The 15,348-nt window shown below is 44.8% G+C and carries 10 protein-coding genes; all 10 read left to right on the forward strand.

What is annotated here, in order from left to right:
- The first annotated feature begins 10 nt into the window (after positions 1-10).
- The 10 genes from DDR33_RS09915 to murQ all read left to right on the forward strand — a co-directional run bounded on the left by DDR33_RS09915 (position 11) and on the right by murQ (position 15,337).
- Positions 11-1,759: a RagB/SusD family nutrient uptake outer membrane protein gene (locus DDR33_RS09915; RefSeq protein WP_109415624.1), complete on the forward strand. Its 1,749-nt coding sequence runs from the start codon at positions 11-13 to the stop codon at positions 1,757-1,759.
- An 83-nt stretch (positions 1,760-1,842) separates the two neighbouring features.
- Positions 1,843-3,354, forward strand: coding sequence for a glycoside hydrolase family 10 protein (locus DDR33_RS09920; protein ID WP_238387748.1), 1,512 nt, complete (start codon positions 1,843-1,845; stop codon positions 3,352-3,354).
- 25 nt (positions 3,355-3,379) lie between these two features.
- A complete protein-coding gene (locus tag DDR33_RS09925; protein WP_202913706.1) occupies positions 3,380-5,176 on the forward strand; it encodes a glycoside hydrolase family 9 protein in 1,797 nt (598 codons plus the stop codon).
- Positions 5,177-5,226: 50 nt separating this feature from the next.
- A complete protein-coding gene (locus DDR33_RS26455; RefSeq protein WP_238387756.1) occupies positions 5,227-5,913 on the forward strand; it encodes a polysaccharide deacetylase family protein in 687 nt (228 codons plus the stop codon).
- A 126-nt stretch (positions 5,914-6,039) separates the two neighbouring features.
- Positions 6,040-7,911, forward strand: coding sequence for an outer membrane protein assembly factor BamB family protein (locus DDR33_RS09930; protein ID WP_109415626.1), 1,872 nt, complete (start codon positions 6,040-6,042; stop codon positions 7,909-7,911).
- Positions 7,912-7,918: 7 nt separating this feature from the next.
- Positions 7,919-9,145, forward strand: a complete 1,227-nt coding sequence (locus DDR33_RS09935) for an NlpC/P60 family protein (RefSeq protein ID WP_158280698.1) — start codon at positions 7,919-7,921, stop codon at positions 9,143-9,145.
- A 9-nt stretch (positions 9,146-9,154) separates the two neighbouring features.
- Positions 9,155-10,285: a dipeptide epimerase gene (locus DDR33_RS09940; RefSeq protein WP_109415628.1), complete on the forward strand. Its 1,131-nt coding sequence runs from the start codon at positions 9,155-9,157 to the stop codon at positions 10,283-10,285.
- Positions 10,282-13,251, forward strand: a complete 2,970-nt coding sequence (locus DDR33_RS09945) for a glycoside hydrolase family 3 N-terminal domain-containing protein (protein ID WP_238387749.1) — start codon at positions 10,282-10,284, stop codon at positions 13,249-13,251. Before DDR33_RS09940 ends, DDR33_RS09945 begins: the two co-directional genes overlap by 4 nt.
- Positions 13,252-13,283: 32 nt before the next feature.
- Positions 13,284-14,480 carry a serine hydrolase gene (locus DDR33_RS09950; RefSeq protein WP_202913707.1) on the forward strand — a complete coding sequence of 399 codons (1,197 nt, stop codon included), beginning with the start codon at positions 13,284-13,286 and terminating at the stop codon, positions 14,478-14,480.
- A gap of 50 nt (positions 14,481-14,530) precedes the next feature.
- Positions 14,531-15,337 (forward strand): N-acetylmuramic acid 6-phosphate etherase, encoded by an 807-nt coding sequence (gene murQ, locus DDR33_RS09955; protein WP_109415630.1) that lies wholly within the window; start codon positions 14,531-14,533, stop codon positions 15,335-15,337.
- Positions 15,338-15,348 lie beyond the last annotated feature (11 nt).

The raw sequence follows: 15,348 nt of genomic DNA on the forward strand, positions 1-15,348 counted from the left end.
GCTAACGGTAATGAAAAAGAATATAATTATAATCATACTTTGTACAATTGCATTGGTTAGTTGTAAAAAGGATTTTTTAGAAAAACCTCCATTGGATCAGCTGGACGACGAGACATTTTTTGTTAATGAGTCAAATGTCAGAACTTTTGCCTATAGTTTTTATGTAAAAACAACCACTCATCCTGACAATGAATTTAACGCCTATGGTTCAGGAAATACATGGGGGGCGTTTTTTTCCGGTCAATCATTGAACGACGATTTTGCTCCTGGAACACCAACGGAATACACCAGGGTTGTTCCGGCTTCAGAGAAAACCAAGTGGAATTTTGAAGTTGTACGAAGGGCTAATTATTTTATTGAAAAAGTTCAGAGTATGCCCGTTAGTGACAAGATGAGTGATGAGGCAAAAATGCACTGGACTGGTATAGGCCGATTCTTTCGTGGACTGGAATATTATAGTTTGGTGAAAAGATATGGAGATATCCCCTGGTTCGATAAAGCTCTTGCTGAGAATGAAAGCGATGAAATTTACAGGCCAAGGGATCCAAGAAGTTCGGTTATGGATAAAGTTCTGGAAGATTTTAAGTATGCTGTGCAAAATGTAAGGGTTAACGATGGGACAAAAGGTTTAACAGTAAATAAGTACGTAGTGCTGGCATTTATGTCACGGGTTTTTCTTTTTGAAGGAACATGGCAAAAATATCATGAAAACAACAATGAAAAAGCAAAAGAGTATCTTGAAGCCGCAAAATGGGCGGCAACCCAAGTAATTTCATCTAATATTTATAGTCTTGGAAACTATAGGAGTGTTTTTAGTTCTTTGGATCTTACGGGGAATCCTGAGGTTATTATGTTCAGACAATATGTTGATGGAGTACTGACTCATAATTTAATGACATATAACAATAAAGAACCGCAAACTGGTGCTTCCAAAGATCTTATTGAATCTTATCTTGCATCCGACGGGTTACCCATTAAGATATCAAACTTATATCAGGGAGACCGTACGATAGTTAACGTAATGGCCAACAGAGATCCCAGATTATCTGAGACATTTGCTCCTGACTTGAGAATATCAGGAGAAATCTCGAATTATTCGACTACCGGCTATGCATCGAGAAAGTTTTTAAACGAATCCATAAAAGATCAAAATAGCGGAACTCTTGCTTTGAATCCAACAGATGCTCCTATAATCAGATATGGGGAAGTGCTTGTAAATTATGCTGAAGCATCTGCAGAACTTGCTACTGTCGGGGGGGATGCGTTATCAAATGCTGATTTGGATAAATCGATCAATGTATTGAGGAGCCGGTCTGGGATTAATATGCCACGTCTTACCCTGGAGGGTGATAAATTTAAAGTGAATGGAATTGTTTACGATGACCCGGACAGGGATCCTACTGTTCCTTCTGTAATCTGGGAAATTAGAAGAGAGCGCAGAATAGAACTTGTGTTTGAAGGGTTTAGATGGGATGATTTAAGAAGGTGGAAGAAGGGTGAGTATACAGATACTGAAGCAAATCCTGATATTAATAGAGGGATGTGGATAAAGAAATCTGAGCATCCAAATATGTCGGCTTCGATAATCCTTAATAAGGATCAAAATGTTACTGAGGGGTACATAACACCTGCGTGGAATACTCAATCTGTTCGCCGCTTTTCTAATCCGAGAGTTTATCTCAGCCCTGTTCCTCAAGATCAGATTGTTCTATATAAAGAGCATGGTGTAGAGCTCAAGCAAAATCCCGGTTGGGAGTAGTTTTTATACAGAATCCTCTCTTTGATTAAGTGAAGAGGGGGGCTTTTTTTCGTTAGGATATTGTTATGCTTCTAAGTAAAAGAATGTTTCTTGCCAGTGTTTTTTTTCTCTGGTCTTTAGCTCTTCTATCCCAGTCTCTTCCTCCCAAGCGAGAGTTACGAGGTGTCTGGGTAGCAACTGTTCAGAACATAGACTGGCCCTCAAAGCGTGGACTGGCCTCTGATGTTCAAAGGCAGGAGCTGATCAGAATCTTTGATGAACATCAAAAGACAGGGATCAATGCAATAGTTCTTCAGGTCAGGCCGGTTGCGGACGCGTTGTATGCAAAGAGCCGGGAGCCCTGGAGTATGTTTTTGTCGGGTAAGCAGGGACAGCCTTCGCTGCCGGTGTATGATCCGCTGGAATTTGCGGTGGGTGAGGCGCATAAAAGGGGGATGGAATTGCATGCGTGGTTTAATCCTTACAGGGCGACGACTGATACTATTGATTCGAATACGAGTGAACAACATATTTCGCGTACGAAGCCGGAATGGTTTTTTACTTACGGTGGAAAGAAATATTTTAATCCGGCGCTGCCGGAAGTGAGAGCCTATATTGTCCAGGTGATTATGGATGTGGTGAGGAACTATGATATCGACGGGGTTCATTTCGATGACTATTTTTATCCGTATCCGGTTAAGGGGCAGATTTTGCCTGATTCTGCATTGTTTTCAAAATATGGGCAGGGTTTTTCTTCTGTTGATGACTGGAGGCGGAACAATGTCGATCTTTTGATAAAAACTCTTTCCGACAGTATTCATAGTGCTAAGCGTTATGTGAAGTTTGGTATCAGCCCTTTTGGTATATGGCGGAATAAGAAAGATGATCCTGAAGGGTCGGAAACGAATGGGCTGTCAGGCTATAGTGCATTATATGCTGACGCGCGGAAGTGGATGAAGGAGGGATGGGTGGACTATAATGTCCCGCAGGTTTACTTTCCGTTTAATTATGCTCCGGCGGCGTATGAAAAGCTGGTGGACTGGTGGAGCAATAACGCATTTGGAAAGCATTTGTACATCGGGCAGGGTGTTTACCGGGCGACTGAGGACAAGGAAGGCTGGCGCGACAGGAAGCAATTGCCTGAACAGGTGCGCTATCTCCGCCAAAATGAGAGGGTGCAGGGGAGTGTGTATTTTAGTTCCAAGTCGCTTACTAATAATCTTGCCGGTTTCCGGGACTCTCTGAAGAATGATTTTTATAAATACCCTGCGCTGCAGCCTCAGATGATCTGGCTGGATGCTATTCCTCCTCTTGCTCCGCTTGAACTCGAGGCGACGGCTTCGCAGGAAGGTGTTAAGTTGAAATGGAATCCACCGCTTCCTGTCAGAGATGGAGAATCTGCCTACGGGTATGTCGTATACCGTTTCGACAAGAAAGAGCGGGTTGACATCAATAATCCCAAGAATATTATTCACATTGGCTTTAACCGGAGTGAGACTTTCTATACGGACAAGTCTTACGGGCACACGGGCAAATATGTTTATTTGGTTACCGCGATCGACCGCCTCAAAAATGAAAGTACTCCTTCAAATGTTGCGAAGGTGAAAGTAAAATGATAATCAATGTAAACTCCGATAAATTATGAGGAAAGGTCTCCTTTTGATTCTTTGTCTGGCATTTCTGACTACAGTAAAAGCTGAAGGGGATGCCTGGATCAGGATTAACCAGTTGGGATATACTCCCGCAGGTATAAAGGTGGCTGTATGGGTGAGTAAATCTGAGCAGAAGATAGGCAGCTTTCAGGTGGTAAATGCTGAAGCCAATAAAACGGTATATTCAGGAAAAGCCGGGAAGGCCTACGGTAAATATGGCTCCTTTATGCAATCATTTCGTCTTGATTTCTCTGCTTTTCAGGCTCCGGGCAAATATTATTTGACAGCCGGATCTGCAAAGTCGCCCGTCTTCAGGATCGGAGAGGATGTTTATAAAGGCACTGCCGACTTTGCTTTGCGTTACATGAGGCAACAGCGCAGCGGATTTAATCCTTTTCTTAAGGATTCATGTCATACCACGGACGGGTATACCATGTATGGCCCTATGCCGGATAGTACCCGCATTGATGTCGCCGGAGGCTGGCACGATGCTACTGACTATCTTCAGTATAGCACCACTTCCGCCAATGCAACGTATCATTTGCTTGCCGCTTATCGTGATTTTTCGCAGGTTTTTACAGACAAGCACCAGGCAAACGGACTGGATGGCGCGAATGGCACGGCAGATGTGCTGGACGAAGCAAAGTGGGGGCTTGGCTGGCTTCTGAAGATGCATCCGAAAGAGGATTGGTTATTTAATCAGTTGGCGGACGACCGGGATCACCAGGGGATGCGCCTGCCTACACATGACAGTGTTGATTATGGCGTCGGTCCGGGAAAAGGAAGGTCGGTGTATTTTGCGTCGGGACAACCACAGGGGCTCGGAAAGTATAAGAACCGGGCTACTGGTGTTGCCTCTACGGCCGGGAAATTTGCCTCGGCTTTTGCCCTTGGAGCCGTTCTTTATGAAAGAAAGGACCCGTCGTTATCGGCCCTGCTGAAGAACAAGGCACTTTCAGCCTACCTTTTGGGTGAGCAGAAGCCGGGAGTGTGTCAGACTGCTCCGAATGTCTCGCCTTATTTTTACGAAGAGGACAACTGGGTGGATGATATGGAACTTGGAGCTGCCGCCATTTATCAGCTGACGGCCGAGAAGAAGTATTTTCAGCAGGCTTTTCGGTATGGTTTAAAGGAGAAGGTCACTCCCTGGCTGGGTGCTGATACGGCACGTCATTACCAGTGGTACCCTTTCCATAATTTCGGACATTATGAACTCGCATTAAAAGCTGATCAGAAGACAAGGAAAGATCTCGTGAAATTCTATAAGGAGGGGATTGAACGGGTTTGGAAGAAAGCGAAAGAGAATGCTTTTTTCAGGGGTGTGCCTTTTATCTGGTGTTCAAATAATCTGACCACTTCTTTCGCAATCCAGTGTAATTTGTATGAACGGTTAAGTGGCGATAAGGAGTTTTCGGAGCTGGAGCAGGCGAATTTTGACTGGCTGTTCGGCTGTAATCCATGGGGAACAGGAATGGTATATGGATTGCCGGGAAACGGAGACACTCCTTCTGATCCGCATTCGTCTCTTTCTCATTTGTATAGGTATCCCCTGGACGGCGGACTTGTGGACGGACCGGTTTACGGGGCCATTTATAAACAGCTTAAGGGTGTCACTTTGCATGGTGCAGATCCTTATGCGGAGTTCCAGTCCGACCTGGTCGTCTACCACGATGATTACGGAGACTACAGTACCAATGAGCCGACCATGGATGGAACAGCTTCCCTTGTATATTTACTGGCAGCAAAAGAAGCGGGGCTGAAGGAGGGAGCCTCCGCAAAAAAGTAGTAGTTGATAGGTTTGGCGCTATTATCCGGGGGGATCCGGGAAAAAAGGCAATAGCCCTTGTTTTTACGGGAGATGAGTTTGCAGACGGGGGAAATGTGATCGCAGAGACATTGAAAAAGCATCATGTGAAATCATCCTTCTTTTTTACCGGAAGGTTTTACAGGAATCCGGAGTTCAGGTCCCTGATAATGAGATTGAAGAAAGACGGGCATTATATGGGTTCACATTCGGATCAGCATTTGCTTTATTGCGACTGGAGAAAAAGAGATAGTCTGCTTGTTTCACGCAGCCAGTTTGAAGCTGATCTGAGAGAAAGTTATAAAACATTGCTTGGATTTGGTATTAAAAAGAAGAATGCATTGTTTTTTCTGCCGCCTTATGAATGGTATAATGCCACAATCGCAGGGTGGACACGACAGGAAGGCCTGCTGCTCGTGAACTTTAGTCCCGGAACCCGTTCTACCGCCGACTATACCTATCCGGAAATGGGAAAACCATATCTCCCGTCGGATGAAATATTTAAGTCGGTAATTGATTTTGAATTAAGGGATAAGAACGGGATGAATGGTTTTATCCTGCTTGTTCATGCAGGTACAGATCCGAGAAGGAAAGATAAATTCTACAACAGGCTGGACGGGTTGCTGGAGGTGCTGAAGCGTAAGGGATACCGGTTTAAAACCATTGACAGGTTGTTGAGTAGTTTGCGTTTTTGTGCATGTTTGTGTAAGAAACTGTAAATAATGTTTGTGTTTAAGTGAATAGTTTGTATTTTTAATCAGGAATAAAACGAATTGGGGAAATCGGAAGATGCGTTTTTGTGCCTGATTTGTTTTTAGTCTGCAATATCTTCACAACTTACCGGAATGAAACGTATTTTTAAGAAACTGGCTTTGCCATTATTGGTTCTGTTCCTTACTAAAGGAAATGCGCAACCGCTCAGGTTTGCTTTTGTCACCGACACGCACATCGGGAATAGTACAGGTGCTGAAGATCTCAGGAGAACTGTAAAAGACATTAATGATAACAGCTCCCTTCAATTTGTGGTTATAACAGGTGATATTACTGAGTTTGGTGCAGATGAAGAGCTGGCAACGGCAAAACGGATACTTGACAGTCTTAACAAACCCTGGCATATTATTGCCGGAAATCACGACTCCAACTGGTCGGAGAGCGGCAGCAATAGTTTCAGAAAAGTTTTCGGGGGCGAGACTTTCTCCTTTGAGCAAGGGGGATACCTGTTTACCGGTACAAGTTCAGGTCCTAATATGCGTATGGGGCCGGGACAGGTTCCAAGAGAGAATATTGTATGGCTCGACTCTGTCCTTAACCATATGAAAGATCCCCGTATGCCGGTTATTTACCTGAATCATTATCCCCAGGATTCTTCTCAGAATAACTGGTATGAGGCGATTGACAGGCTGAAGAAACGAAATGTCCAGTTGATTCTGTGCGGGCACGGTCATTCGAATCATCGTTATGAGTTTGACGGTATACCGGGAGTGATGGGACGGTCTAATCTTCGCGCGAAGGACAGCATAGGAGGATATAACATTGTTACTATAAAAAACGAAGAGGCTGTATTTGAAGAAAGAAGGCCTGTTGTGCAGACACAGCGGCAGTGGCTGCAGGTTAAACTTGAAGATCATCACTTTAGTTCTGACACGACAAAATACTTCAGACCTTCCTACGCTGTTAACGGGCGCTATCCATCAGTTAAGGTTCTTTGGGAATACCAGGACAAGAGCGATGTTGGTGCGGGAACTGTCGTCTCAAAGGGTTTGGTAATAGCTACAAATACCAGCGGGCATATTTATGCCCTCGATGAAAAAACAGGGAAACAGAAATGGGTTTACAAAACAGGGGGAAAGATCTATTCAACACCGGCAACGGAGGGCAGATTTGTCGTCGCCGGATCTTCAGATAATTATATCTATTGTCTTGATGTATCAGACGGGAAGCTGGTCTGGAAATTTCCTGCTCAAAAGCCTGTACTGGGGGCTCCGGTTATTCATAATAAGAATGTTTACATTGGCAGTTCAGACGGTCATTTTCGTGCGCTTAGCGTGAGTACTGGAAAGCTTATATGGGACTTTGATCAGGTGAAAGGTTTTGTTGTTAGCCGGCCGCTGATCTATCAGGGAAAGATCTACTTTGGATGCTGGGCAAATGATTTTTATGCTCTTGATCTGGAGACGGGAAAATTAGTGTGGAAGTGGAACAATGGCTCATCTAACAGAATGTTTTCTCCTGCTTCCTGCTATCCCGTTGGAAGTAACGGGCGTGTCTTTATCGTTGCCCCTGACCGCTATATGACTGCTTTTGATGCCAGCACAGGTAAAGCAATCTGGAGAAAACAAATGAAGGACAAGAGGGTGCGTGAATCAATGGGACTCTCTGCCGATAGTTCCCTTATTTATGTGAAGACGATGGACGGGCAGGTGTATGGTGTATCCGCCAGGGCTGACTCTATGGAGATTGCCTGGCAGTCGGCACTCCAGTTGCCGTACGAACTTACACCTTCGGCAATAGTTGAAAATAACGGAATTGTGTATGTCCCTTCTCATTCGGGACTTGCTTCTGCAATCGACAGAAAAGATGGATCTGTTTTATGGCAGTATAAGATATCAAATAGCCTTATGAATCCTGTGATGCCTTTATCCCGGGATAAGGTAGTGCTGAGCACGATGGATGGTAAGATTACTTGTCTCGAATACAAGAGTAATAAAGGTAAATAATGAAGATATGAAAGCTGTTTATCTGGTGCTCCTGTTTTTTGTGGTTAATCTCCCGGTCCGGGCGGCGGGAACGGGTGATTCTTTGGAGTTTAAGAAAGCCAATGAACTTATTGAAAGTACACGGAAGAAGTTTGCTCCCGACAAACGAACGGCCCTCTTTGCAGCTGAATTTACTGTAACCAGCCCTCTTGCTGTTCACGTTGAAACAACAGAGCCTGATGCTGTTTTACATCTGAAACGGCTTTTTACTGACGCCGGCCTGAGTATTCTGATTAAAGAACATATTTTGCCTGATTCTGATCTGCATGGCCTTATCTATGGCCTTGCAAACCTCTCTGTCTGCAACAACAGGGTCCGTCCGGAACAATCAGCAGAACTGGTTACTCAAGTATTGCTTGGGACGCCTGTCATAATCCTGAAGAAGGAGAGGGGATACTATCTGGTCCGTACTCCCGATCAGTATTTATCGTGGATCGAAGATAATGCTGTCGCAGCGATGGATAAATTTGCTTTTGATTCATGGAAGCAGGAAAATAAAGTGGTGTTTACTGCAGATTACGGCCATGCTTTTGAGGAGCCCTCTTTTGACGCCACCCGCGTTTCTGATCTGGTTGCGGGCAATATCCTTGTGTTAAAGGGAAAAGCAGGAAAGTTTTATCGGGTGATCTACCCTGATGGCCGCACTGGCTATGTGCCGGTGAAGCAGTGCCGCCCGTATTCAAAATGGGCAGGCAGAAAAGACCCGGATCCGTCACAAATAATCAATACAGCAAAAATGATGACGGGAGTGCCCTATCTTTGGGGCGGAACGTCAGTTAAAGGTGTCGATTGCAGTGGTTTTACTAAAACCAGTTATTTTCTTAACGGAATTATTCTGGCAAGAGATGCATCGCAGCAGGCTCTTTATGGAGAAAAGATTGATATTTACGAAAATGATTCTTTAAGCGTTACCAAATGCCTGAAGAACCTCCTTCCCGGTGATCTTTTGTTTTTTGGCACCAGGAGGGCCGATAGGAGCGATAGGGTTACTCATACGGCTATTTATATAGGGAAGGGCGAATTTATCCAGTCATCAGGGATGGTGAGGATCAGCAGCCTGGTCAGGAGTTCTCCCCTTTATGACACCTATCATTCTCCGGGCTTATTGAGTGCCAGAAGGATACTGACGGCTATCGGAACGGAAGGGATCACCAGAGTCAGGGAACATTCTTTATATCAGAATATATCAAATTAAGATCCGGACATGTCAGGAAGAAGAGACTTTATTAAAACATCGGGTTTAATCACGGGAGCAACCATGGTAATGGGAACAGATAATTTATTTGCTTCTGCTAAAGGAAAGTATGCAGGCAAAGGTTCGTTGAAATTGCGCTTCAGGCCTTATACGCTGAATTTGAAACATGCTTTTAACCTGGCAACCAGTTCACGTACCACCACGCCTGTAGTTCTTACCGAGATAGAATACGATGGTATCATTGGATATGGAGAGGCTTCTATGCCTCCTTATCTGGGGGAATCACATGAATCGGTATTAAAATTCCTTTCAAAAGTCGATCTTTCCCGGTTCGATGATCCCTTTCAAATGGAGAATATTCTTCATTATGTGGATGGTATCGAAGACGGAAATAAGGCAGCAAAGGCTTCTGTAGATATTGCCCTGCATGACCTTACAGGGAAGATCATGAAACAGCCCTGGCACCGGATCTGGGGATATGATCCGTCCAAAACGCCTGTTACTTCTTTTACAATTGGTATTGATACACCTGAGGTGGTCAGGCAGAAAGTGAAGGAAGCCGATCCCTATAAGATTCTGAAAGTAAAGCTCGGCAGGGATACTGATAAGCAGATGATTGAAACTATCAGGGAAATAACAGATAAGCCGTTATGTGTAGACGTTAATCAGGGCTGGAAAGACAGGCAGTTCGCTCTTGATATGGCTCATTGGCTCAAAGAGAAGGGAGTGGTCTTCCTGGAACAGCCGATGCCTAAAGAGCAAATTGACGATATGGCCTGGCTTACAGAAAGAAGTCCGGTTCCGACGATCGGTGACGAGTCCGTTCAGCGCCTTGATGATGTGCTGAGGGCCTATAAAGTATATAGCGGGATTAATATAAAACTAATGAAATGTACCGGTATGCGGGAAGCGCACAAAATGCTGACTCTTGCCCGTGCCCTCGGTATGAAGGTCATGATGGGGTGTATGACTGAAACCTCCTGCGCTATTTCGGCGGCAGCCCAGTTAGCACCGATGGTGGATTGGGCGGATCTTGATGGTGCCCTGCTGATCAGCAATGATGTCTTTAAAGGTACAACGGTTGTAAACGGGAAGGTCACTTTGAACCCTTCTCCTGGTATTGGTGTGTCTAAATTATGATGATGAATACTTTCTTGCCATTTTTAAACATTCAGAAACGCAGACTTTATGGCCTGATCTGCATCTTTTTACTGGTGTTTTCCTCTCAGCCACTCGTTGCTCAACGGTTCCTGGAAGAGGCTCCTTCATCGAAACGCTGGGCAGACAGTATTCTCAACAAGCTTTCAAGGCGTCAGAAAATTGCTCAGCTGATGGTCATCCGCATGTCGGAAAGGCGAGGGGATGGAGTCGCGTTTTATGAGAAAGAAGTTTCAAAATACCTGAAGAAGTATAACATCGGATCAATTTGCCTTTTTCAGGGCACCCCGCTCCAGCAGGCAGAGGTTGTGAACCGCCTTCAGCAAAAGGCCAAAACACCACTTTTAGTGTGCGTGGATGGCGAGACCGGTGTGGGGATGCGGTTTGCCGGAGTGGTGCCTTACCCTGACCAGTTGACAATTGGAGCTGTGCAGGATGCCCGGATCGCTTACCAGGTAGGAAGAGCAATAGGTGAGCAGTGCAAACGGATAGGCATTCAGGTGGATTACGCCCCTGTTGTAGATATTAATAATAACCCGGCGAACCCCGTTATTAATTTCAGGTCGTTCGGAGAAGATAAATACAAAGTTGCTTTGCTGGGTACACAGATCATGAAAGGAATGCAGGATGAGGGTATAATGGCTTGCGCCAAACATTTCCCCGGACATGGGGATGTTGCTGTAGATTCTCATCTTGATTTACCGGTGATCAATAAGTCGGTTGCGCAACTGGATTCACTCGAACTCTATCCTTTCAGGGAACTGGTGAAACAGGGAGTAGGCAGTGTCATGGTAGCCCATTTATATATTCCGTCCATTGATGATACCCCGAACAGGGCGACTTCCCTGTCTCCGGCAAATATTAAAGGACTATTACGCCAGCAACTCGGATTTAAGGGACTCACCTTTACTGATGCGCTGGAAATGAAGGGTGTTGCGAAGTTTTATCCGCAGGGGGAAGCTGCTGTGCAGTCACTTATAGCCGGAAATGATATGCTTTGTCTTCCCGGAGATATTAAAGGGAGCATTCGCAAGGTGAGAAGGGCGATCCGCAAAAACCAGCTGAACTGGAAAGATATCGACGATAAGGTTTACCGGGTTTTACTGGCTAAATATAACCTCGGGCTTAACGCCAGGGGAAGTATTGACACCAGCGCATTAACTTCTGACCTCAATACAAAAGCGATCCAGGTAAAGAAGGATGTTTATGCAAATGCAATCACACTTTTAAGAAAGGATGCCGGGATGAGCTTCCCGATCTCTAAAAGTAAGAAAGTTGCTTATGTGGGGATAGGGATTGAAGGAGAGAATCATTTTGCGGGTTTGTTAAAGAAGTCGTTTGATGCGGATTGTTTCTATTTTAAGAATACGGCTGATACTGCTGCCGCTGCAAGTTTGCTGGCGCGTATAGCTAATGGGTACGATATTGTCCTGATGGGCTTACATCATTACAGGAAATATCCCGCTTCTAATTTTGGTATCAGTCAGGCTTCTGCATCTCTTGCCAGCCAGCTCAGCGAAAGAGATAATACGATCAGCCTTGTTTTTGGTAATCCCTACGCGATATCCAACCTGCCCGGTGCGAAGAACCTGATTGCCTGTTACGAAGACGACAGCCTAATGCACGAAATTGCGGTAAATGTGCTGGAAGGTAAACTTTCACCTAAAGGAAAGCTGCCGGTGACTGTTGCTCCGTCTTTTGCGTATGGTAGTGGTATTATTCAAAACGAGTACTTCCCGTTGGCTCAACCGGAAGCTGCGGGACTGGATGAGACGGAATTAAATCATATTGATGATGTAGCATTGAATGCTATAGAGAAAGGGGCTACTCCTGGTTGTGTTGTTCTGGTGGCGAAGGATGGGAAAGTGGTATTCAACAGGGCCTACGGGCACATGAATTATGATAAAAAAGAGCCTGTAACTGTCGAATCAGTGTATGATCTGGCTTCTGTGACCAAGATCTCGGCGACTACGGTAAGCGTAATGAAATTATACGAAGAGGGAAAGCTCAGTATCGAAAAAACATTAGGAGATTACCTTCCCTGGGTAAGGGGATCTGATAAGGCTTCTCTCAAACTAAAAGATATACTATTGCACCAGGCAGGGCTTGTTGCCTTTATCCCTTTTTATAAAGAAACCCTGGATCCTTCGGGAAAACCGAAACCGGGATTTTACAAACCTGCTCCTGACAGCACATATTCGGTAAGGGTTGCAGAGAATATGTATATGCGTAAGAATTGGACAGATACGCTCTATCAAAGGATCCTTCAAAGTAAGCTCGGACCGGCTAACAAATATGTATACAGTGATAATGATTTTATCTTCCTGGGTAAAGTAGTTGAGCAGATAACCGGTATGTCGCTGGATCAGTATGCACGTAAAACATTCTATGAGCCTTTGCATATGCCCACAACAGGCTTTAAGCCGCGTGAGCATCTCCCACTGAACAAGATCGCTCCAACGGAGAATGAGAAGTATTTCCGGCTTCAGCAGATCAGGGGAGATGTGCATGATCCGGGAGCGGCGATGTTTGGCGGAATCGCAGGCCATGCAGGCTTGTTCAGCAATGCCTATGACCTGGCCCAGCTTTATCAGATGCTGCTTAACGGTGGCGAACTTAACGGTGTGCGGTTATTCAAAAAGGAAACGATCGACTTCTTCACGGCCTATCATAGTGAGATCAGCAGGCGCGGTCTGGGATTCGACAAGCCGGAAAAAGATAATGCGACCAGAAATGAGCCGTATCCATCTCTAAGTGCATCTCCTCAGACTTTTGGGCATACCGGTTTTACGGGCATTTGTGTCTGGGCGGATCCGAAGTATAATCTTCTGTATATATTTATGTCTAACAGGGTTTGTCCCTACGGAGACAATAATAATCTTGGAAAACTGAATGTTAGGACTGATATTCAGGAGATTATCTATAAGGCCATAAAAAATAAAAAGTGATGAGATCTGTAGGGGTATTAATAGTACTTTGTATGATCAGCATGATTTCTTCTGCTCAGAAAACTGATAAGTGGTTCGGTAGTTTGCTGCTAAAGGAAGGAAGCCCTGCTTTTAAAAAGGTACTGGATGCGCCTTCGGTATATCAATACCAGGTGATCTATACCCGGATTGACAGGGACAGAAATAATAAGCCCCATTTTAAATCTTTTTATCTCAATACGGATGCCGGCAGGTATTTCAATCCTGCATCTACCGTAAAATTGCCTGCAGCCCTGATAGCCCTGGAGAAATTAAACGATCTGAAAATAACCGGGGTTGACAAGTACTCCCCTATGATTACGGACAGTGTTTTTAGCGGGCAGACAAAGGTGCTGAAGGATGAAACATCTGAAAACGGTTATCCTTCTGTTGCCCATTATATAAAAAAAGTCTTCCTCGTGAGTGATAATGACGCTTACAACAGGCTGTACGAATGGGACGGGCAGCAGGACCTAAACGAAAAATTATGGCAGAAAGGGTACGTGAATACCCGGATCAACCGCAGGTTTGTTCCTTTGAGCGAAGAGGAAAACCGGCATACCAATCCGGTTAGTTTCCTGAAAGAGGGAAAGACAGTTTATACCCAGGCTCCCGCTTACAGCAAGGTGACTTTTGATTTTAGCAGAAAAGTGTTGATTGGGAAAGCTCACTATAACAGAAGTGACGTTTTGGTGAACGAACCAATGGATTTTAGCCGGCATAACAACTTTCCTCTGGAAGAGCAGCAAGCGATGCTTCGTGCTATCTTGTTTCCCGAAGCGGTAAAACGGAAACAAACATTCCGTCTTTCCTCAGACGACTATCATTTTCTTTATCAATATATGTCCATGTTGCCGCGGGAAAGCCGGTATCCCAGGTATGATACCACGGAGTTTTTTGATGGCTATGCTAAATTCTTTTTAGGCAGGGATGGAAAAAGCGTCTTACCTTCGGCGGTGCGTATTTTCAGCAAGGCAGGCTGGGCTTACGGGTTTATGACCGATAATGCTTACGTGGCAGATATGGAGAATAATATAGAATTTTTGATTTCAGCAACTATCTATGTAAATAGCGATGGGATATTGAACGATGATAAGTATGACTATGACACGATAGGCTATCCCTTTTTTAAAGAACTGGGAGAAATAATCTATAAAAACGAATTGAACAGGAAGAAAAGATATAAGCCGGATTTCAGCAAATTTAGATGAGCATAGATTTTGCTGTAACTTTGGTGTGACAGTTAGAATAAATTATTAGAATGGAAATAGTAACAGAGAAAGACTCAAATTACAACGATCTTGAAAAAATGTCCCTTAGGGAGGTATTGGTTAATATAAATAATGAAGATAAGACGGTTCCTCTTGCTGTAGAGAAGGCGCTGCCCCAGATAGAGAATCTATCGGCGATCACCTCTGCAAAAATGCGGGAAGGCGGTCGTTTGTTTTATATAGGTGCCGGAACGAGCGGGCGTCTCGGCATCCTGGACGCATCTGAATGTCCGCCTACTTTTGGGGTACCATTTGATTGGGTGATTGGCATTATTGCGGGGGGAGATTCGGCTATCAGGAAAGCGGTGGAATTTGCGGAAGATGACCAGGAACAGGCCTGGACAGATTTGCAGGAATATGGAATTAATTCAGGGGACGTTGTGGTTGGGATCGCCGCATCGGGCACTACTCCTTACGTTATCGGCGGACTGAGAAAGGCTAATGAAAACGGTGTTACTACAGGTTGTATTGTGTGTAATTCGGGAAGCCCGGTAGCGGCAGAAGCGCAATATCCGGTTGAAGTGGTGGTCGGTCCTGAGTTCCTTTCGGGATCTACTAGGATGAAGTCAGGCACAGCTCAGAAGCTTGTTCTGAATATGCTGACCACCTCTGTTATGATACAGCTTGGCCGTGTGAAAGGGAATAAGATGGTCGATATGCAATTGACAAATAACAAACTCTACAGCCGGGGAGTGAAGATCATCGTAAAGGAAACAGGAACGGATGAACAAACGGCGTCTGAGCTTCTGGAAAAATATGGAAATGTCAGAAAAGCTATTGAGGCGGTAGGGCAATGAAATAGCTGATT

This window comes from Pararcticibacter amylolyticus, from assembly GCF_003130405.1.
Classification (GTDB): domain Bacteria; phylum Bacteroidota; class Bacteroidia; order Sphingobacteriales; family Sphingobacteriaceae; genus Arcticibacter; species Arcticibacter amylolyticus.